This window comes from Vibrio sp. STUT-A16 (assembly GCF_026000495.1).
Taxonomy (GTDB): Bacteria; Pseudomonadota; Gammaproteobacteria; order Enterobacterales; family Vibrionaceae; genus Vibrio; species Vibrio diabolicus.
Map to the genome: position 1 here is coordinate 1,031,507 of NZ_AP026765.1, position 19,155 is coordinate 1,050,661.

The 19,155-nt window shown below is 44.9% G+C and carries 20 protein-coding genes; 8 read left to right on the plus strand and 12 right to left on the minus strand.

Translation table 11 applies throughout. The annotated features are described in order from the left end of the window. The first annotated feature begins 5 nt into the window (after positions 1-5). The 3 genes from dnaX to recR all read left to right on the plus strand — a co-directional run bounded on the left by dnaX (position 6) and on the right by recR (position 3,153). Positions 6-2,111 carry a DNA polymerase III subunit gamma/tau gene (dnaX, locus tag OO778_RS04885; protein ID WP_074191656.1) on the plus strand — a complete coding sequence of 702 codons (2,106 nt, stop codon included), beginning with the start codon at positions 6-8 and terminating at the stop codon, positions 2,109-2,111. 82 nt (positions 2,112-2,193) lie between these two features. Then, on the plus strand, positions 2,194-2,523 hold the full coding sequence (locus OO778_RS04890) for a YbaB/EbfC family nucleoid-associated protein (protein ID WP_005380618.1): 330 nt from the start codon (positions 2,194-2,196) through the stop codon (positions 2,521-2,523). 30 nt (positions 2,524-2,553) lie between these two features. After that, entirely contained in the window at positions 2,554-3,153 is a 600-nt protein-coding gene (gene recR / locus OO778_RS04895; protein WP_031780610.1) for a recombination mediator RecR, read from the plus strand. A gap of 51 nt (positions 3,154-3,204) precedes the next feature. Here the strand turns inward: recR and aqpZ are convergent, their stop codons facing one another. Then, the gene (aqpZ, locus tag OO778_RS04900; protein WP_074191655.1) at positions 3,205-3,903 is read right to left on the minus strand and encodes an aquaporin Z; all 699 of its coding nucleotides are present in this window, start codon (positions 3,901-3,903) and stop codon (positions 3,205-3,207) included. Between the two features lie 206 nt (positions 3,904-4,109). Next, positions 4,110-5,369, minus strand: a complete 1,260-nt coding sequence (locus OO778_RS04905) for an amino acid permease (protein WP_031780611.1) — start codon at positions 5,367-5,369, stop codon at positions 4,110-4,112. 317 nt (positions 5,370-5,686) lie between these two features. Between OO778_RS04905 and OO778_RS04910 the strand changes: the two genes are divergently transcribed. The 3 genes from OO778_RS04910 to OO778_RS04920 are packed head-to-tail and all read left to right on the plus strand — an operon-like array spanning position 5,687 to position 8,048. After that, complete coding sequence (locus OO778_RS04910) at positions 5,687-6,067, plus strand: RidA family protein (protein ID WP_054868011.1); 381 nt, start codon at positions 5,687-5,689, stop codon at positions 6,065-6,067. Positions 6,068-6,082: 15 nt separating this feature from the next. Beyond that, positions 6,083-7,360, plus strand: a complete 1,278-nt coding sequence (locus OO778_RS04915; protein WP_229618647.1) for an L-serine ammonia-lyase, iron-sulfur-dependent, subunit alpha — start codon at positions 6,083-6,085, stop codon at positions 7,358-7,360. 28 nt (positions 7,361-7,388) lie between these two features. Next, positions 7,389-8,048, plus strand: coding sequence for a PAS domain-containing protein (locus tag OO778_RS04920; protein ID WP_005397228.1), 660 nt, complete (start codon positions 7,389-7,391; stop codon positions 8,046-8,048). Positions 8,049-8,066: 18 nt separating this feature from the next. Here OO778_RS04920 and OO778_RS04925 read toward each other — a convergent pair whose 3' ends face one another. Both OO778_RS04925 and OO778_RS04930 read right to left on the minus strand, forming a co-directional pair. Next, positions 8,067-8,315 (minus strand): YkgJ family cysteine cluster protein, encoded by a 249-nt coding sequence (locus OO778_RS04925; RefSeq protein WP_025574470.1) that lies wholly within the window; start codon positions 8,313-8,315, stop codon positions 8,067-8,069. Positions 8,316-8,441: 126 nt separating this feature from the next. Next, entirely contained in the window at positions 8,442-8,690 is a 249-nt protein-coding gene (locus tag OO778_RS04930; RefSeq protein WP_005397239.1) for a GlsB/YeaQ/YmgE family stress response membrane protein, read from the minus strand. Positions 8,691-8,878: 188 nt separating this feature from the next. Here OO778_RS04930 and OO778_RS04935 point away from each other — a divergent pair, with 188 nt between their 5' ends. Beyond that, complete coding sequence (locus OO778_RS04935; RefSeq protein WP_065645037.1) at positions 8,879-9,319, plus strand: YcgN family cysteine cluster protein; 441 nt, start codon at positions 8,879-8,881, stop codon at positions 9,317-9,319. Positions 9,320-9,509: 190 nt separating this feature from the next. After that, positions 9,510-11,189: a mechanosensitive ion channel domain-containing protein gene (locus OO778_RS04940; protein ID WP_264910855.1), complete on the plus strand. Its 1,680-nt coding sequence runs from the start codon at positions 9,510-9,512 to the stop codon at positions 11,187-11,189. 69 nt (positions 11,190-11,258) lie between these two features. On the opposite strand, the gene OO778_RS04945 is transcribed toward OO778_RS04940, so the two are convergent. The 8 genes from OO778_RS04945 to OO778_RS04980 form a co-directional block, all read right to left on the minus strand. Then, a complete protein-coding gene (locus OO778_RS04945) occupies positions 11,259-11,543 on the minus strand; it encodes a putative quinol monooxygenase (protein ID WP_264910856.1) in 285 nt (94 codons plus the stop codon). Positions 11,544-11,560: 17 nt separating this feature from the next. After that, positions 11,561-11,956, minus strand: coding sequence for a VOC family protein (locus OO778_RS04950; RefSeq protein ID WP_264910858.1), 396 nt, complete (start codon positions 11,954-11,956; stop codon positions 11,561-11,563). Positions 11,957-12,090: 134 nt separating this feature from the next. Continuing rightward, complete coding sequence (locus OO778_RS04955) at positions 12,091-12,390, minus strand: ribbon-helix-helix domain-containing protein (RefSeq protein WP_031780613.1); 300 nt, start codon at positions 12,388-12,390, stop codon at positions 12,091-12,093. Between the two features lie 136 nt (positions 12,391-12,526). Beyond that, positions 12,527-14,104, minus strand: a complete 1,578-nt coding sequence (locus OO778_RS04960) for an alkaline phosphatase (protein WP_258586130.1) — start codon at positions 14,102-14,104, stop codon at positions 12,527-12,529. 397 nt (positions 14,105-14,501) lie between these two features. Next, positions 14,502-14,861, minus strand: coding sequence for a hypothetical protein (locus OO778_RS04965; RefSeq protein WP_047010122.1), 360 nt, complete (start codon positions 14,859-14,861; stop codon positions 14,502-14,504). 251 nt (positions 14,862-15,112) lie between these two features. Continuing rightward, positions 15,113-16,060 carry a ChaN family lipoprotein gene (locus tag OO778_RS04970; RefSeq protein ID WP_264910860.1) on the minus strand — a complete coding sequence of 316 codons (948 nt, stop codon included), beginning with the start codon at positions 16,058-16,060 and terminating at the stop codon, positions 15,113-15,115. Positions 16,061-16,157: 97 nt separating this feature from the next. After that, positions 16,158-16,985: a 23S rRNA (guanine(745)-N(1))-methyltransferase gene (gene rlmA, locus OO778_RS04975; protein WP_074191650.1), complete on the minus strand. Its 828-nt coding sequence runs from the start codon at positions 16,983-16,985 to the stop codon at positions 16,158-16,160. 96 nt (positions 16,986-17,081) lie between these two features. After that, complete coding sequence (locus tag OO778_RS04980) at positions 17,082-19,118, minus strand: methyl-accepting chemotaxis protein (protein ID WP_264910861.1); 2,037 nt, start codon at positions 19,116-19,118, stop codon at positions 17,082-17,084. Between the last annotated feature and the right edge of the window lie 37 nt (positions 19,119-19,155).

Here is a 19,155-nt window from a genome sequence, read left to right on the forward strand (position 1 = left end):
ATTCAATGAGTTATTTAGCTTTAGCGCGAAAATGGCGTCCTAATCAGTTTGACCAAGTTGTCGGACAAAAACATGTCCTGACGGCGTTGGAAAACGCACTGGCGCAAAACCGTTTACACCATGCTTATCTGTTCAGCGGGACTCGTGGTGTGGGTAAAACGAGTATCGGTAGGTTGTTTGCCAAAGGCTTGAACTGCGAAACCGGTATTACCGCGACACCTTGTGGTAAGTGCGATACTTGTCGTGAAATTGATGAAGGTCGCTTTGTCGATCTTCTTGAAATCGACGCGGCATCACGTACTAAAGTTGAAGACACTCGCGAACTGTTAGACAACGTTCAATACAAACCTGCTCGTGGACGGTTTAAAGTGTACCTCATCGATGAGGTACACATGCTATCGCGTCACTCTTTCAATGCGTTGTTGAAAACCCTGGAAGAGCCGCCAGAGTATGTGAAGTTCTTACTCGCGACAACCGATCCACAAAAGCTGCCTGTTACTATATTGTCGCGTTGTCTACAGTTCCATCTCAAACCGATCAGCGTTGATGATATTCATCAGCAACTTGACTACATTTTGGGTCAAGAGCAAGTATCGGCAGAACCAAAAGCACTGGGTATGATTTCACATGCTGCAGATGGCAGTATGCGTGATGCTCTCAGCTTGACCGATCAAGCAATTGCTTTAGGTAACGGTGCGGTACAAACTGATATTGTCAGCCACATGTTGGGGACGATTGATACCGACCAAGCGATTCACTTGCTGGAGTCAATCAGCAGCAAGCAACCTCAACAAGCCATGGATAAAATCCAGCAATTAGCAGCAAATGGTGTTGAGTGGGATGGTTTGTTGCAGCAAGTCGCAACACAGCTTCATCGAATTGCGATGTATCAAGCGCTGCCAGCGTCGCTAGACCGAGCGCAGCCAGATGCAGAAAAAATCGAGTTGTTGAGTAAAGCACTAAGTCCGCAAGACGTTCAGCTTTACTACCAAATTGCATTGAAAGGTCGTGAAGATTTGACTCTCTCGCCAAACGGGCGAGTCGGTCTGGAAATGATTGTGCTGCGTATGATGGCGTTCCGCCCATCAAATAACAGTGGGGCAAATATTGTTTCTAGTAACTGCGAACCAGCTTCAGCCCCAGTTCAAAGTGCCAGTCAACCAAAGACTGCACCAGCTCAGACAGTAGCTGCTCCTCGAACTCAGCAGCCGAGTCCAGCGCAAAGCACACCACAAGTGGCGCCTCAACCTTCATCCAATTCGCAACCTGAGTATCACGCGAGTGGATATGAGACGGTTCCGCCACAGTATGATATGGCGCCGCCGATGAGCGAAAACCCAGCGCCGCAGCATGAAACGCCACCTCAACAAGTGCAAGAGAGCGTTTCAACATCGGCGCGCGGTGGTCTAAGCGGTTTACGTCACCAATTACGCTCTCAGCGTCAAGGCCTACAACAGAACACTCCTCAAAATGGTGGCTCAAAAAAGTCTAAAGCGGCATCTGCACAACCAGAATCGGTTATCGACCGAGTAGCGCAATTGCATGGCAATTCCGCGCAGGTGTCGCCAAACTCAGCTCCGAAGTCGACGGAGCCACAAGTTGAGGAAGCGTATCGCTGGCGTCCAAGCAAGCCTGTTGAGACAAAAGTGAATACAAAACTGACACCTACGCAGCTCAAGCAGGCACTTGAGCATGAGAAAACGCCTGAAATGGCACAAAAGCTCATCGATGAATCGTTAGAACATAATGAATGGGCGAAGCTAATCAGCTTAATGGAGATCCCTAAGCTGGTAGAGCAACTTGCGCTAAACTCTCATTATAGTAAGGAAGGAACAACCGTTTCGTTACTATTGAGAAGCAGCCAAGCTCATTTGAATACTGATAGAGCTCAAGCCGAATTGCTTAAAGCACTTAATACCGTGTTAGGTGAAGAGTGCCACATGAGCATCGAAATAGGGGAGAGTGGAGAAACACCACTTGAACTTAGAGATAGGCTCTATCAAGAGAAATTACAGCAAGCGCTGAACAGTTTAGAAAACGATCCAAATGTTCAATTTATTGAACGTCGTTTTGCTGCAGAGCTTGATAAAGATAGTGTGCGCCCTATCTAATAATCGAATGGAATGGGGTTGAAAACCTAAGGTTATAACCCCATTAATTGATGCAACACCTCATTAAACCAGAGAGATAAACATGTTTGGTAAAGGCGGTATGGGCAACCTAATGAAGCAAGCCCAGCAAATGCAAGATCGCATGCAAAAGCTTCAAGAAGAAATCGCGAATATGGAAGTAACTGGCGAGTCTGGTGCTGGCCTAGTAAAAGTTACTATCACTGGTAGTCACAGCGTACGTCGTGTTGACATCGATGAAAGTTTGATGGAAGACGACAAAGAAATGCTTGAAGATCTGATCGCTGCGGCGTTCAACGATGCGGCCCGTCGTGTTGAAGAAACTCAAAAAGAGAAAATGGCTTCTGTAACTGGCGGTATGCAACTACCACCAGGTATGAAAATGCCATTCTAATCTGCTGATATTTAATTAAGCGGACTTTTAATGCGTACCAGTCATATGCTGGAGCAATTGATGGAGGCCTTACGTTGTCTACCTGGGGTTGGCCCCAAGTCGGCGCAGCGTATGGCCTTTCATTTGTTACAGCGCGATAGAAAAGGCGGTTTGCAACTTGCAGATGCGCTTAGCCAGGCAATGACAGAAATCGGTCATTGTACTGAGTGTCGAACCTTCACCGAAGAAGAAGTCTGTCATATTTGTACTAACCCAAAACGCCAAGAAAATGGTCAAATTTGTGTGGTAGAAAGCCCGGCAGACATTGCTGCAGTCGAAGCAACGGGCCAGTATTCTGGTCGATACTTTGTTCTTATGGGACATTTGTCACCACTAGACGGTATTGGTCCAAGTGATATTGGATTGGATGTGCTGGATTACCGCTTACGTCGCGGTGATATAGCCGAAGTGATTTTGGCAACAAACCCGACGGTTGAAGGCGAAGCCACTGCACATTACATCGCAGAGCTATGTAAAGAACACCAAGTTGATGCCAGCCGCATCGCGCATGGTGTGCCTGTCGGTGGAGAACTTGAGCTTGTCGATGGCACGACGTTGTCACACTCGCTGTTAGGTCGACACAGAATTTAATAAAAAGCCGCTGAATTCAGCGGCTTTTTTGATTTTGGGAGTTGGGAACGATTAATCGTTCGATTCTTTACCAAGAAGATTTTTGTAGATAACTGCACCAAGTACGCCACCCAAAATAGGCGCAACCCAGAACAGCCATAATTGAGAAACTGCCCAGTCGCCCACATATATCGCGACTGCTGTACTACGAGCCGGGTTTACTGAGGTATTTGTCACAGGAATGCTTATCAGGTGAATAAGAGTCAGACACAAACCAATCGCAATAGGTGCAAAACCTTGAGGTGCACGTTTGTCTGTCGCCCCCATGATTACGATAAGGAACATCATCGTCATTACAACTTCAGAAACTAGCGCAGCAAGCATGGAGTACTGACCCGGCGAGTGTTCACCATAACCATTGGCGGCAAAGCCAGAACCCACAACATCGAATCCAGCTTGTCCTGTCGCGATGACATAAAGAATGCCACCAGCGATCAGCCCGCCGAGCACTTGTGCGATGATGTAAGGCGCAACGTCTTTTGTCTCAAAACGACCGCCAGCCCAAAGGCCAACCGTCACTGCAGGGTTCAAATGGCAACCTGAAATATGACCGATTGCAAATGCCATGGTTAAAACGGTTAAACCAAAGGCCAGAGCGACACCCAGCAGACCAATACCCACATCTGGGAAACCTGCGGCCAACACTGCGCTACCGCAACCGCCTAATACTAGCCAGAACGTACCAAAAGCCTCTGCTAAATACTTGTTCATGTTATTTCCTAATTTCTACTTAAATGACCCGCTGAACATAGTCGAGAATTGTCAATAAAGTGTGAGGGAGGTCTCGTAAAGACTGCAAATAGGACGGTATGCGGCAAGAGTTCTCAAGGATGAGAGAAAAGCAAGGAGAGGAGAGGTTGAATTTTAAGTTTGCCTTGGCCATCACTACCTGAGTAACAGCCAAGGCAAAGTAGGTTTTAGCTAAATGCGACGAAAGGTGATACGCACAACAAAATACCAGTCGCAATAATCAAGTAAAGCGACGCGCCTTTGTACTTGTGTAAAGAAGGCACTTGGTAGACAAGGTAAGCTGGAATCAAACAGCCAATCAAACCAAAGATAGGGCTACATACTGATGTGAAGCTCAGAACTGGTAGATTCAATACAATTGCACCCCACGCCATGAGAATCGCAAAGAGAATGATTCCCTTGGTGACTAAGTCTTTATTGATCTTATCTTCAGGCATGACCTTTTTTAGAGCCAGCATCGCTAGACCTTGGCAAGAATCGCGGAAACCTAAGTACACGCCAAAAAACGCAGTCATTACTGAGAAAATATTCAGCATCAAACTCATTAGTTTTAGCGTCGTGCCGTCCATACCTTGCGCAACCATCGCAAGAGCAGAGATGTTCTCTTCTGCTGCTTTAACCGCTTGTTCATGTGACATCGCAAGCGTAAAGGAAATCGCGTAGAAGAAGACGGTCACAAACAAGATACCGAAAGCAATTTTCATTGCGCGCATGGCTTTAAAGCGAGCAACCTCAATCGATTTTTCTTTTGAGCGGTATGAGATCACCATTGGGCTCAAGCTTTGAATGAAGAGAATAGACGTTAGAGTAAACGGCAGTAGCTCAATTGCATCTTTCAAACCAGCGCCTGTTTCTGGAATTGCACCGACATTCGCTACATCCCATTTCTCGATCATCATGACGCCAAGTAATGCAACGGTACAAAGTTTAATCAGTACAAGACCAGTACTGACCTTAAATAAAATCTTTTCACCACGAGATGCAATAGCGACCAGCGCGCACACTAAAGCCAGACCATATAGCGGGTTTTCAGACAATAAACCTTCCGTGATGCCAAAACTATGTAGGAAAGATGCCGAGTCATTGTTGATAGCTGTTGAGTAAACAAAGACCCAAATCACCAACATGATGAAGTAGAGCACACCTAATAACGCCCCCCATTTGTTACCAAGGTAGCCGGAAATGACGCCAGCGTAATCTTGGCACTTTGGTGAACTTGAGAGAGTGTTGATGAAAAGGCGTTGGAATAAGTACATTGCTGGGTAGCCGATCACGGCAGAGGCCAAGAATACCCAAAGGCCCAATACGCCTACTTTTACTGGTAAAAAGACAATACCGGCACCGATTGCCATGCCGATACTCATGATCACCCATCCCCAGTCTGTGCTATCAAACTTGATCGCGGCTTTCCACTCGTCTAGGGCCATGCCTGCTTTTACGTGCGGTGGCTCTTTACCGATAGGTAAGGTTTGTGTAGGTGCTGTCACGCTCATTTTATTGTTTCTCTTGTTAGTATGAATTTTTCTCAAATTTAATTGAGAAAATGTATATCAACAATTTTTTTGTGGAAAATTCAGATAAATTTGAGATCTTGGCGAATAAACTCAAATAAATTGGAGTCTTTAACGAATTTTGTGATCTGATCTAGTTGTTTTATTCATATTTAATTGAAAAAATAACGCTAATACGGAAGTTAAATTAGAAACTTCTTAATAAAAAATAAAATTTATGTGAGGATTTGAAAATGAAAAAATTGATTTCATCTGAACACGCGCCTGCTGCTATCGGACCTTATTCACATGGCACTAGCTATGGCGATTTGATTTTTACTTCTGGCCAATTACCCGTTGATAAGGCAACAGGAAAAGTAGTTGAAGGCGGCATCAGTGCACAAAGTCATCAATCTCTTACTAACTTGAAGTACGTTTTAGAGGCTGGTGGTGGCAGTATCGATACTGTTTTAAAAACAACGTGTTACCTATCGAATATTAATGACTTTGCCGAGTTTAACAAGGTCTACGCAGAGTTTTTCCAACAAGATTGTCCGGCACGCAGTTGCTTCGCAGTGAAAGATTTGCCTCTTGGCGTGTTAATTGAAGTCGAAGCGATTGCTCATAAAAAGTAATACGGAGAACAGAGCATGAACCAGCAATGGACACAATATATCCAAATCATTAAGCAAGTCGTGAAACCTGCATTAGGATGTACAGAACCCATTGCTGCTGCGTACGCGGCAGCAGTTGCTAGAAAAGAGTTGGGCGCATCCGATATTGATGCGATAGAGGTGCGTGTTTCAGACAACCTATTTAAAAACTCGATGGGTGTTTTCGTACCCGGAACGGGCAAGATAGGCCTCAAAATTGCCGCCTCAGTTGGTGCATTAGCTGGTGACCCAACAGCAGAACTGGAAGTGTTGGCTCGGATTAATGAGCAGGATGTCGCTGCTGCGCAACAATTGATAGATGAAGAGCGGGTAACTGTAGCGCGCATGGATACGCAAGAATTCATATATTGCAGCGTAACGCTCACTTCTGGTGACGATGTTGTTTCGGTCACGATCAGTGGCGGTCACACCAACATTATCCAGATCACGCGCAATGGCGACGTGATTTTTGATGCTCCACCGCAGCAACGCGTTGCAACCGCTTCTGTTTGTGAAGGTGTGGATATTTCGATCAAACAAATCTATGAGTTTGCCACTCAAGCGCCTTTTGAAGAGATCAAATTCATTCTCCAAGCTGCAGAGCTCAATACCTTGCTGGCTCAAGAAGGTATCGACCGAGGTTACGGCCTAGAAATTGGACGCACGCTAAAAGGCAACATCGAGCAAGGCTTATTGGGCAATGACTTAATGAGTCGTATACAGATGATGACATCCGCGGCGTCTGATGCTCGCATGGGAGGGGCGACGTTGCCAGCCATGAGCAATTTCGGCAGTGGGAACCAAGGTATTGCCGCTACAATGCCAGTCGTAGTTGCGGCTGAAGCATTCCAAAACGACGAAGAACAGTTGGCACGCGCATTGATCATGAGTCATTTAGGGGCTATTTACATCAAATCTTATTACCCACCGTTATCCGCATTTTGTGGCAACACTGTTACCAGTGCGGCAGCTTCTATGGCGCTGGTGTATTTAGCTGGTGGTACATTTGAGCAATCATGCTACGCCATTCAAAACGTCATCAGCGATAGTTCAGGTATGGTGTGCGATGGTGCGAAATCCTCTTGTGCGATGAAAGTGTGTACTTCGTCGACAACGGCGGTGCGCTCATATTTGATGGCGATGGGTAACCACAGTGTTAAGAATCAAGGTATAGTAGGCGAAGAAGTTGAGCAAACGATAAGAAATGTTGGCTCAATGGTTCGTTTCGGTATGCCGTATACTGACAAATCTATTATCGATATTATGTCGGCCTAACCTCCAGTTTTTGCTAAGGGAAGTAACATTGCTACTAAAGAAACTCACCAAGAGTGATCTCGATATTTTGAACTCTATGAAAAACGTCGTGGATGGCATTGCACGTATGTATGGTGAACACACTGAAGTGGTTCTCCACAGCTTAGATGCCGAAGCGCCGGAAATCATCAAAATCGCAAACGGGCACGTGACGGAACGCAGTGAAGGTGCCCCAATTACCAACTTAGCGAGAATGAAGTTAAGAGAGGGCAAGGACGTTTCTGATTCGTACTTGACGAAAACGTCGAACGGAAAGACCTTGCACTCCATTACGACCATTGTCAGAAATCCAAAAAACAAACCGATTGGTCTGCTGTGTATCAACGTAGATATGGATGCACCGATGCAGGCGTTTTTAAAGGCAATGCTGCCTCAGCAACACACTGAGTGTTGTGTTGGTGGTGCTCGCTCACCAGAAACGTTTGCGCGTAATATTGATGAAACCATCATCAGCACGATAGAAACCGTGCAAACAGAAGTGTGGGAAAATGAAGCCATTGCGCCTTCTAAACGTAACCGTGAACTGGTGACGCGACTGCACGGCTTAGGCATTTTTAAATACAAAGATGCTGTTTTAATGGTTGCAAACCATCTTGGTATTTCGCGCGATACCATCTACTTGTATTTGCGAGAGCTTGGTAACGATTAAACGGGGGCTCTGAATAGATTAAGTAAGTTGCTCTAGCTCAGTGATGTTGTCGAGCGCTTCTTGGTTGGTTTTGCCACACACAACCGGACACGGTTTAAAATCGTGACAAACGTTAGGGCGCTCAGGCTTACCAAACAGCTTACACAAATTATCATCGTTGAGTTGTACGCAACGAACACCTGCTGGTTTGCCCTTGGGCATTCCAGGTATCGGTGAAGAGATACTTGGCGCAATACAGCAAGCTCCGCATCCTAGTCGACAATCCATAATGTAAACCTCTTAAAAATTGAGGGGCAATTATGGTCATTTTGACGTGGATTGGAAGAGTCGCCTAAGAAAAAATAAAAAGGAGCACTCAATAGAGTGCTCCTTTTGGCTTCTAAACCGTTGTGATCATCTCAAGAAGCGGTTGTAAACAAACAGCAGAATAAATGCGCCTAGCGTTGCGGTGATGATGCTACCGATATTTACGCCAGTTGCCCCGCCGAAACCCAGAATACCGCCAAGAAAGCCGCCGACAAACGCCCCAGCAATACCGAGTAGCATTGTCGCAATCCAGCCACCCCCATCTTTTCCTGGCATGAGCCATTTTGCGAGTGCACCGGCGATTAAGCCCAAAATAATCCAAGAAATAATACCCATGAAAACTCCTTAATGCCTTCTTGATCAATTGAGTAATGGAAACTCGTTTAAGGATAGAACAGTAAAGCGAAAGTAGTTGAATATCTCTACTGTTATGTGTGAATGATTCGAGATCTTCTCAAAACTTGAACTTTTGCGTTGAGAGGGGTATAAATCGCCCCCTAAATTCCCTTGGTGAGACCTGAAGTATGAGCACTCCATTTTGGCAAAGTAAATCGTTAGAGCAGATGACAGAAGAGGAATGGGAATCTCTCTGTGATGGTTGTGGTAAATGTTGCCTGCATAAGCTAATGGACGAAGATACCGACGAAATCTATTACACCAATGTGGCCTGTAGCTGGTTAAATAGCAAAACGTGTTCTTGTAAGGATTACCCAAATCGTTTTACTTCGGGTGAAGAGTGCACCAAGCTGACGCGCGAAGACATCGACGATTTTACTTGGCTGCCGCATACGTGCGCTTACCGCCTGTTGGCTGAAAAACAGCCTTTACCAGAATGGCATCCGTTGATTACGGGCTCGAAATCTGCGATGCACGCGGCGGGCGAAAGTGTCCGCAATAAAGTGGTATACGAGATTGATGTGGTGGATTGGGAAGACCACATTCTGAATCACCCCAATCGCCAGTAGTTAAATGTACACAAGCCTTTCATCTAATAATGAAAGGCTTGTTTGTTATTGGGTTTCTCAACTTTGACGCCCAACTAACGAAATGCTGCTCAGTTTATTATTTAGTGTTGTAAACTTAGGTATATAATTTCAAGGCTTTACACTTCTATTCTTGGTCGTTTTGATCAGAACTGTTCCCTAAGAGGTAAACATGACGTTTCATTTCCCCCAGAAAATACGCCTGACATCTTGGGTGGCATTATTCGCGCTCATCCTCGGTATGATGGCCCCGATGGTCATCAATGCGAAAGATATTCAGGATACGCCAGAGCCCTCTGCTGCCGAAACTTCTATTGATTACTTGAATCGAGAAATTGTGGATTTATCCCAAGGTCTCTCGCAAGCGAGTGGTGATGAGCGCGACGCGCTTCAACTGCAGCTGTTCCAAAAAAATGAAGAGTTAAGAAGTCAGTTAGCATCAGCGATTGAACGTGAAACTATCCCTCGTGACAAATTGATCTCCTTGGTTAAAAAGCAGGAAAAATACTCTGAGGACGCCACAAACTATCTGTCGGAAAAAATAAAGAAAGTCGTTGAAGATTTAAATAAAGCCAAGGATGAAGAGAAACTTGCTCTTGTTAATGATTACCGAGAGTTACAGCATTACCTCGATGTCAGCTTCGATTCAAGTTGGCAAAACCTTGCTTGGCTGAAAGAGTTAGGGGCTCAAAATGAGCGCGCAGAAGCGGAACTAAAGGATAAAGTTGATAAACGCATGCGCTTGCTGTCTGCCTCAATTGAGTACTTGAGTCAGCAAAGTGAGATCATCGGCTCTCAACTTTCGTCAAGCCCTGAATCGGAAAAAGCGTCACTGCAGCTAAGTCAGCTTATTACTAAGCAAAGACTGAATATTGCGACGGAAAGCCTACGCAATTTAATTTCGATTGGCGACAAAGTCGGTTTAGAAACGTCCGAATATAAACGCCAAATTTTCGAAGTGACAGGGAATATCACCCACGATTTACTGAATACTAAAGTAGTGTGGTCAATACTGAGCCATTGGTCCAACTCGGCACTAGACTGGTTTGCCGAAAATGCGCCGCAGCACATTTTCCAGCTGTTTGTATTTGCGCTGATTTTATTGATCGCTCGTGGGCTCGCGAAGTTAACGCGCAAAGTGGTCAGCAAAGCGGTTTCATCGAAAAACTTAAAACTCTCACACTTGATGCAGGACTTCTTTATCTCAATGTCCGGCAAATTCGTGTGGGTGATTGGTATCATGGTGGGCCTATCTCAGCTCGGATTGAACCTAGCACCGATCCTAACCGGTTTTGGTATTGCTGGTGTGATTATCGGCTTCGCCTTACAAGACACCTTGTCCAACTTCGCGGCGGGTATGATGTTGCTTATTTACCGCCCATTTGATGTTGGTGACTTTGTGTATGCTGGTGGCGTGGATGGTAAGGTAAGCCATATGAGTTTGGTGAACACCACAATCCGTACGTTTGATAACCAAATTATTATTGTACCTAACAGTAAAATTTGGGGAGATGTCATTAAGAACGTCACACACGAGCGCATTCGCCGTGTGGATATGGTGTTTGGCATTGGTTATGCGGATGACTTGCTGAAAGCCGAGTCAGTGCTGTCTGATATCATTACTTCTCACCCTGCAGTACTTCGTACACCAGAGCCGATGATCAAAGTCCATACGTTAAACACATCATCTGTAGACTTTATTGTTCGTCCTTGGGTAAAAACTGATGATTATTGGGACGTGTATTGGGATGTGACAAAAGAAGTGAAACTGCGCTTTGACCGAGAAGGCATTTCGATTCCTTTCCCACAACAAGATGTGCATTTGCACATGGTAGAGAAGCAAGACGCGTAATCACAGCCACAACAGTACGAAAAGGCACTCTAGTAAAGAGTGCCTTTTTATTTGCATTAAGCGGTGTTTTTACAGTTCGTTAAAGAACGCCAATTTCGGTTCGCATTCTAACAAGTTGTCGATTTGGCTAATCAAAAGAGAAAAGTGTTCTGTTTCACCATGAAGAGCGAACGCTTGTTGGTCTTTAAATTGCTCTTGAAAAACGAAGTGGCACGCATTGTCTTTATCTTGGAATAATTGATAACGAACACAACCTTCTTCATTGCGAGTGGGTTCAAGTGCTCGGGTGAGCACTGCTTTCAGTTCTTGTTCTTTTCCCGGTTGTGCGTGAAAGGTAGCAGTCAAGTGAATCATGATGTTTACTCTTTTTGTTATAGGTAACGCCCTTGGCGTTGTAAGAACTCAATTTTGTAACCATCAGGATCAGTCACAAAAAAGAACGTTGCCAAATGCTTTTGTTGGTGATCAAAAGCTTTGATGTCACCCGCTTCAATACCGAGAGATTTAATGCGTTTGTGAGTTTGTTCGATGTCCTCTAAGCTGACAGCAAGGTGACCGTAGCCTGAGCCGTGAGTGTAAGGCTCAGTTTGATCGTGATTGTGTGTCAACTCTAATTCAAAGCGAGTTTCTTCGTTGGCTAGATAGGTCAGAGAAAAACCATCAAAGATGTATTGGTCTTTGATTTCTAGCTCAAGTACGTCGCGGTAAAATTGTAGAGAACGGTCCAGATCGCTGACTCGGATCATGGTATGAATCATTTTTGTCATGGGTACTCCTTGATAGTCCGCATAGGTTAGCGAGTTCAAAAGAAGTCTGGGTAGTACTCTAGTACGACAAATTAGAACATGCTCAATGGCTTACAACTCTTGTTGCATAGCTTATGAAGGTTATTGGTAGGTTGTTAAGTGTTTAGTTGTGTCAGTGCTTGACGAATCGTCTCTTTAGGCTGGCGAGCGTAAGTGAGACAGGCGCAGCGGAGTAGGGAGGCAAAGTTGTTTACTTCACCATTGTATTCGAGCGCTTCTTGATAGACCGTACTAATAAACTTAGGAACAGTCATGTTTTGAGCGTTAGCAATTTCCTCAAGAATCGTCCAAAAGCTCGCTTCAAGTTTTACACTTGTGGCGTGACCATCAATACGGATAGAGCGGGTGATGAACTGATAGTTGTCTTGGGGCTGCTTAGCAAATATTTCGCACATTTTCTTCATTCATATAATCAAAGACCTATAATTATTGAGGTTTATTGTTTAAAACGTCAACTATTTTCATGTATAAAAAAACGCTCCCTTACGAGAGCGTTTGAACATCACGAGTCGTGAAGTAAGTGCAAGCCGATTATTTGATTTGTTGCTTTAAGTACTCACCTAACTGAGAGTGGTGCATGATTTTTGATACCGGAAGGATAGTTTCTGCAGGTCCCCAAGCAAATACGTTGACTGGGGTATGCGTATGAGTACCCGTTCCCCATACTGTGTTTTGCTTTGTTGCATGTTCACGCGCTAGCAAGTTGCCACGGTCGTTGTAAGGAAAGAACGCATCAAAGTCATTGATTGTAGGAACGTTCTCTTCGCTTAAGTATTTGTGTCCAGCGAGTCGGTATGGATTTGGTTTACTTGCTAATACGCGTTCTGCTTGCTCAGGCGTAATCGAAAAATCGCTATTTGCGTTCACGATTTCCGCAAACTTCTCTGGTGTTTGAGCTTTCTTATCAAGCGCTTGGAATTCGCTGATCATGCCGTAGTAACTTTTCTTTTGGTTGTATAAACCATCAAGGATCTCGAACTGACCAAAGTTGAAGTTTGGCGCGTAATCTTGATTTTTGAATGCTTCGCCGTCGCGTTTTTGCGGTTTAGGCAAGTTTGCTGATGAGTAACTAAAGCCGAAAGAACCGGTCTCGTGGTCAGCGGTAACAATGATCAGTGTGTCATCACGGCCTTTTGCCCACTCATAAACCGAGTCTACCGCTTCGTCGAATTTGATCATTTCATGCAGCATCGTACCCGCATCGTTACTGTGGCCAGCCCAGTCAATTTGACCGCCTTCAACCATTAAGAAAAAGCCGTCTTTGTCTTTTGAAAGGATGTCGATCGCTTTGGTGGTCATTTCTTTCAGTGATGGCTGCGTACGTTTTGGATCGTTTTTGCTTTGACTGTAGGCAATACCATCGTTCATGCCAGAGTAAGCAAAAAGTCCAAGTAATTTGTCACCTTTAGCTTGTGTGAGCATATCGCGGCTGAAAGCCAGGTTGTAACCTTGGTCTTGCGCCTCAGTGAGCAAGTTGCGCTCATCTTTACGTTTCGACTTTAGGTAGACATTACCTTCAGTGAGCTTTTCAAGTTGCTCGTATGTCTCTCCCTTGTCGTTTGTCGACTTTGGAATCCAATGACGAAGTCCGCCAGACATCATCACGTCTACGCCAGTTTCTAGCATGTCCGCCGCAATACTGTTTTCTAGAGAACGGTGCGGTTGATGAGCGGCAAATGCGGCTGGCGTTGCATGAGTCATACGTGTATCAGAGACGAGACCCGTAGCCTTACCTTTGCTTTTGGCTTTTTCCAAAATGGTTTCAACGTGGTTGCCTTGGCTATCAATGCCAATGACTTCAGAAGCGGTAGGTATTCCTGTTGCTAGCATCGTTGCGGAGCACGCAGAGTCGACGACAATCGCGTCTTCTGGATTGGTCAGTGATGATCCAATCACACCTTCTTGAGCGAGTTTATACAAAGCGGTAGTTTCGCCTTTGTAAATCGAGTTAGGTGCGTGTTTGGCGTAAGTCTCTAGTAGACCAACTTGTTGAGGCCCCATGCCATCGCCGATCATCAAAATAACGTTTTTGATTTCGGCCGAGAGTGCATTAAAAGAGAGGGTTGATGCTGCCACTGCGGTAACGATTGGAGATACTAAGCGCTTCATTATATTTTCCTTGTTTATTGAAAGCGCTGGCATTAAAACAATGATTTATGACGATTTTGTGTCGGTAATAAAAGTTTAACTAAATTGTCGTCTTTGCTTGGGTTTGTAGAAAAAGTGAATCAACCTCTAACGTTTGTGAATTTAGAAAGAAGAAAGCCCACAAACGTGGGCTTGGATTACGCTTAGGAGTTGAAAGCATGGACTAAAGTTATCCATTCAGTGCCTTCACAAGAAACCTAGTTTAGGGAGCAATAAACGAGTATGCGTTTTAAGGTCATAAGAGCGGTCGAATTGAGGAGTATATAACCTACGTTTACGACATATCGTTCTTTGACGTATCAAATTATGGGCTGCAGTTAGTGATTTATTCAAATAGGATTTATTGTCGTAACGATTATTAGACCAACGCTAATATGATGCCACCGACAGTGAGGGCCGCAGAAAGGTATTGACCCGCAGAATATGAGCCGTCTTCTTCTTCCTCGATTTTGTCAGGGTGATCCATGCCAAGTGCGCCATGTGTAAAGGACTCCACTTTTTCACCAACAGATTTATCTTCTGCTTCTACTCTCTTACTGTCGTGTTCGATTTGCTGCAGAGCGGCGAGGAGCGCTTTGCCCTCCGTGGACAGTGTCACCTTATTGTGTTCGACTTTTAGCGGCGAAGCGTTGCCTTCCTCTTGTGCAATACTTGTTTGCTTAGAGGCGACAGATTGTTTGGCATAGCTATTAACAGAAGTGCTTCCTACTGGATTCATCGAATACTCCTTGGAACATCGACACTCGGTCACTGAGTGCGGGTAAAAAGCAGTTATATTACTATCGGCGGCAAAGTCTATTTCTGAAGCTATTTGGATAAAAACAGGTCTGCTTTTGCCGCTTCTGGTTTCTATTCGTGATCATTAGCAAAAAATAGACCAGCAGGAAGCAGACCGTTGTCACTCTATGAACTCGGAGCAGTGTGATGATGCAGCGCAACTACAAGGTAGTAACTTAAATTGGAGACCAGCTACTTACATTGAAGATCGCTATTGCGCTTAGTGAGGTGTTGATATGCCGCCATGCGGTGAGCATCTTGTACATACCGTACTGGTGGTGCAAGAACCTCTAATTGATAATCAGTATGATCAGCAAGCACATTATCTGTTGGGCTAATTACAACCACTTTTAAGCTCGGATTCCGGCTTAAGATGGATGTAGCCGTACCTAACCCTTGCTCGGTATGAAACTTACCCGCGACATGAACAACCTGAGCACCTGGTTTGGCGTTTAGGTAGTTAACAATAGACTCTGCCATGGTTTCATCCCAAGTTACTTGAGCTGCAAACTGTTTCTCGGTTTGTTCTGGCTTCCCATGATGCATGGATGCCATAAACTTCTCTTTGTATGGACTACTGGCCGTGTTGATGGATTCTGCAATAAACGTTCGCTGCTCATCATCGAGCTTGTTAACGTAGTCTATCCCCTGACGACCAATACATCGGACAATGCCCTTTGGTGCATTCGCTGCAATCACCGGGAGATTTTTCTGCTTAGCAAACTCAACGAGAGGGCGATAGTCGCTCTCATAATTGGGCCAAGCATTGGCTTGTTTCATCAAGTACTGTTCACCGATTTCCCCACGCAGGTAAGCGTCAACAACAGGTTGTTTGTCGCGGGTAAATTGTTCCATTGATAACGCGAGTGGGCGATCATAAGATGAAAGTTGTTTGAGCATATCGGTTTGAAAGCGATGAACGCCGGCATGTGTGTGCCATTCACCAATAAGAATAACATCTGCTTGTCGCAGCTCTTTTGGTAGTTTGCTTAGAGCGATGTGCTCGCCAGAAGGGGTGTAAAGTTGGTAGTCGTAAAAAGTAGTGACTTCCGCAGAGGTAGGGTGAGAGTTGGTTGATGGAACAGAAGAACAACCAGTAAGTAAGCCAGCAAAGAGCAAGCTTAAAATAGAAAAGCGCATTGAAAAGCCTCCAAAAATGTCCGGATGATATTAATGGAGGCTGAGCAATGAATCAATATAAATGATAACTATTTGCGTTTATTGGCTGCCACTATTATTACTGAGTGGACTTTTTGCGATATACGCGCAGCATAAAATCAGCCTCACACTGATAGAGTGTAGCGGACTTCAACTCTTCACGAAGTGCATCGGTTGCTTTCCATGCGAATGGCGTCATTTGCAATAAATCGAATGCGGCCCCGTTCTTCAAATTCATAACATAGTTAAGATGTTGTTGATGCTCTAATTCATATCCTTCAATGTGTTCTGGCTCTTCACTGTGAAGACGAACATCTTGATAAATGCGTTCACGTAGTTGGTATAAGTGACGGCTTGCAGGTGTCACCGTGATGACCACACCGTTCTCTTTTACAACGCGCTGAAGCTCTTCTGCCTTGCAAGGGGCATAAATGCGCAAAATAGCATCTAAGGATTCATTCGCGAAAGGAAGCCGATGGCTAGAAGCGACGCTAAAGTGACACTGTGTGTAGCGCTTCGCCGCATAACGAATCGCAACTTTTGAAATGTCCAATCCATATATCGTCGCATCGTCCGTTTGCGTTTGTATCGTTTTCTGCACTTGATCCGTGTAGTAACCCTCGCCGCAACCAATATCTAATAATTGATGATCGGTTCCCTCTGTGTATTTCGCACACAGCTGCGCAACCTCTTGGCGCATTGGGTTGTAGTAATTCCCCTCAAGGAATCGACGACGAGCTTGCATCATCTCTTTATTGTCACCAGGATCTTTAGAACGTTTGTGGTGCGCTGGCATCAAGTTAACGTAGCCTTCTTTTGCTAAGTCAAACTGATGATTGTTTTCGCACTTAAACGTTTTTTCATTTAACGCTAGAGCTTGGTGGCATAAAGGGCATTGATAGTTCATGACGATCTCGAACAGAAAGTAGGGCGGCAAATTCTATCAAAAAGCGTGGTCTCAAGTGAAACAAAAAGAGCCGATGGAATCGGCTCATATTCAGTATTAGTGGAAGAAGTCGACTTGCTCTTTCAAGTTCCGAGCTTGTTGTTGCAGTTCAATGGCACTTTGCGAGGTTTTCGCGCTGGTGTCGCGGCTTTCTCGGTTTAGCTCACTGATAGAATGGGCATTTGCAGCAATTTCTTGGGATACTTGCGCTTGCTCTTCTGAGGTCGCAGCAATGGCGTCGGCTTGAGACGCTATCGACTGGACTTGTACTGCAATAGCTTCTAATGCTGTACCCGCGTCTTGTGCTTTGTCTAAGACCTGATTGGCACTGCGTTGGCTGTCAGTCATCATATTAACTGCATTATGAGTAGAGCCTTTTAGCTTCTCAATAATTTCAACTACATCCTGAACTGAGCTTTGTGTACGGTGCGCAAGTGTGCGCACTTCATCTGCTACAACTGCGAAGCCACGACCTTGCTCACCTGCTCGTGCGGCTTCAATGGCTGCATTCAACGCAAGTAGGTTGGTTTGCTCTGCAATCTCATCAATCATCTTCGTGACGGTTTGAATACTCTCACTATCGCGATTGACTTGCTCGATAGCCGCTGCTGATTGATCCAACTGATCGTTAAGTTGAGCAACATCGATACATACGCCTTCCACAATCGCGAGACCAGATTGACTATCGGTATTCGCTGAGCGTACGTTTTCCGCAATACTTTCGACTTGTTGGGCAACCGATTGAGCAGAAGAGGCCATCTCTTCGATTGCTGTTACCACTTGTTCTACTTCTTCTTGTTGGCGGTCAGCTTGGGTTAAATTGCTATGGGCATCATTGGCAACGCTGTTGGAGTTGCTCTCTACTAAGTCGCTTGTGGAACGGATCTTACCAACAAGTTCATTGAGTTGACTTGCCATACTGGCGACACCCGTATTCAGGTTCGTAATTTCATTTTTTGATGCCTTACGAGACGATGGGACGTTCAAGCTGACCTCGCCGCCCGCCAAGCGAGTCATATAGGAGTTTAGAACGGTCAGAGGTTTTAAGCTGCGATTCAAGAAAAGTGTCAGTACAACAAAAGTAATGATTGCTGCTACCGAAGAAATGATGGCGATAAGTTTGAGTAGTGTATCACTGCCTTTGGTCACTTCTTTGATGAACGTACCACCCAGTAGTTTCCAGTTCCAGCCTGGTACTTCGGTAAACACTAAGTACTTTTCGCCGACTGTTGAGCCGAATTTGTAAGGGTAGAGAATTAATCCGCTCTTTTGTTCAAAAATTTTATGGAAAGGCTTATTACCCTCGTAGTCACGAACTTCTGTGATTGAAGGGTCGGTTGCACTTTTAGTCGGATGGAGTAGGTACTTACCAAGATTGTTGTCGTCGTTGTCGACAATGATGGTATAGCCAGTATCGCCCCATTTAATCTCCTCTAGCGCATCGAATAGCGTTTGTGTTGCTTGATCTACGGGCAAACCAATAAACGATAACCCTGCAACTTTTCCTGTAGCATCTTTAATTGGAGAGTAATAGGTAATGTAGCGTTCGCCGTACAACTTTATTTGAGCGTAATATGGCTGACCAGCTTTTAGTTGCTGATAACCTGGGTGGTCGAGACCTAGTGTGGTTCCCACTGCTCGTTGACCTTGTGGATCTTTTAGTGAGGTAGATACACGGATAAAGTCATCTCCCAAAGGCGCGAATAAAGTCGCGATAGCACCGGTATCACGTGTGAAGCTATCGACCAGCTTTGTGTCGTTAATTAAGCTTTCACTGTATTGAGTGATGTTTGGTATTTCATGCCCCATGAAATCAACCGTATAGTTTTCGACATAAACACCGGCAAGGTAGCCATTACGAAAAGTGGACTCGAGCACTTTAGCGGTATGCAGATAAGCATCGAATTGGCCAGCAATGGTTTTAGCCATCGACTCTACTTTAGATTGGTGCTCTTTAAGGGTGCTTTCCAATAGAACATCGGAAGCGTTACGGTAAACAAGCGCAGCAATACTGCTGAAAGCAATGAATAGACACAAAGTGATAACCAGCTTTAACTGGAATCCGACACTTTGATTTCGGTATCTCTCTAACATAGATCAGTTCCTGATATTTTTATTATTTATGAGTTTT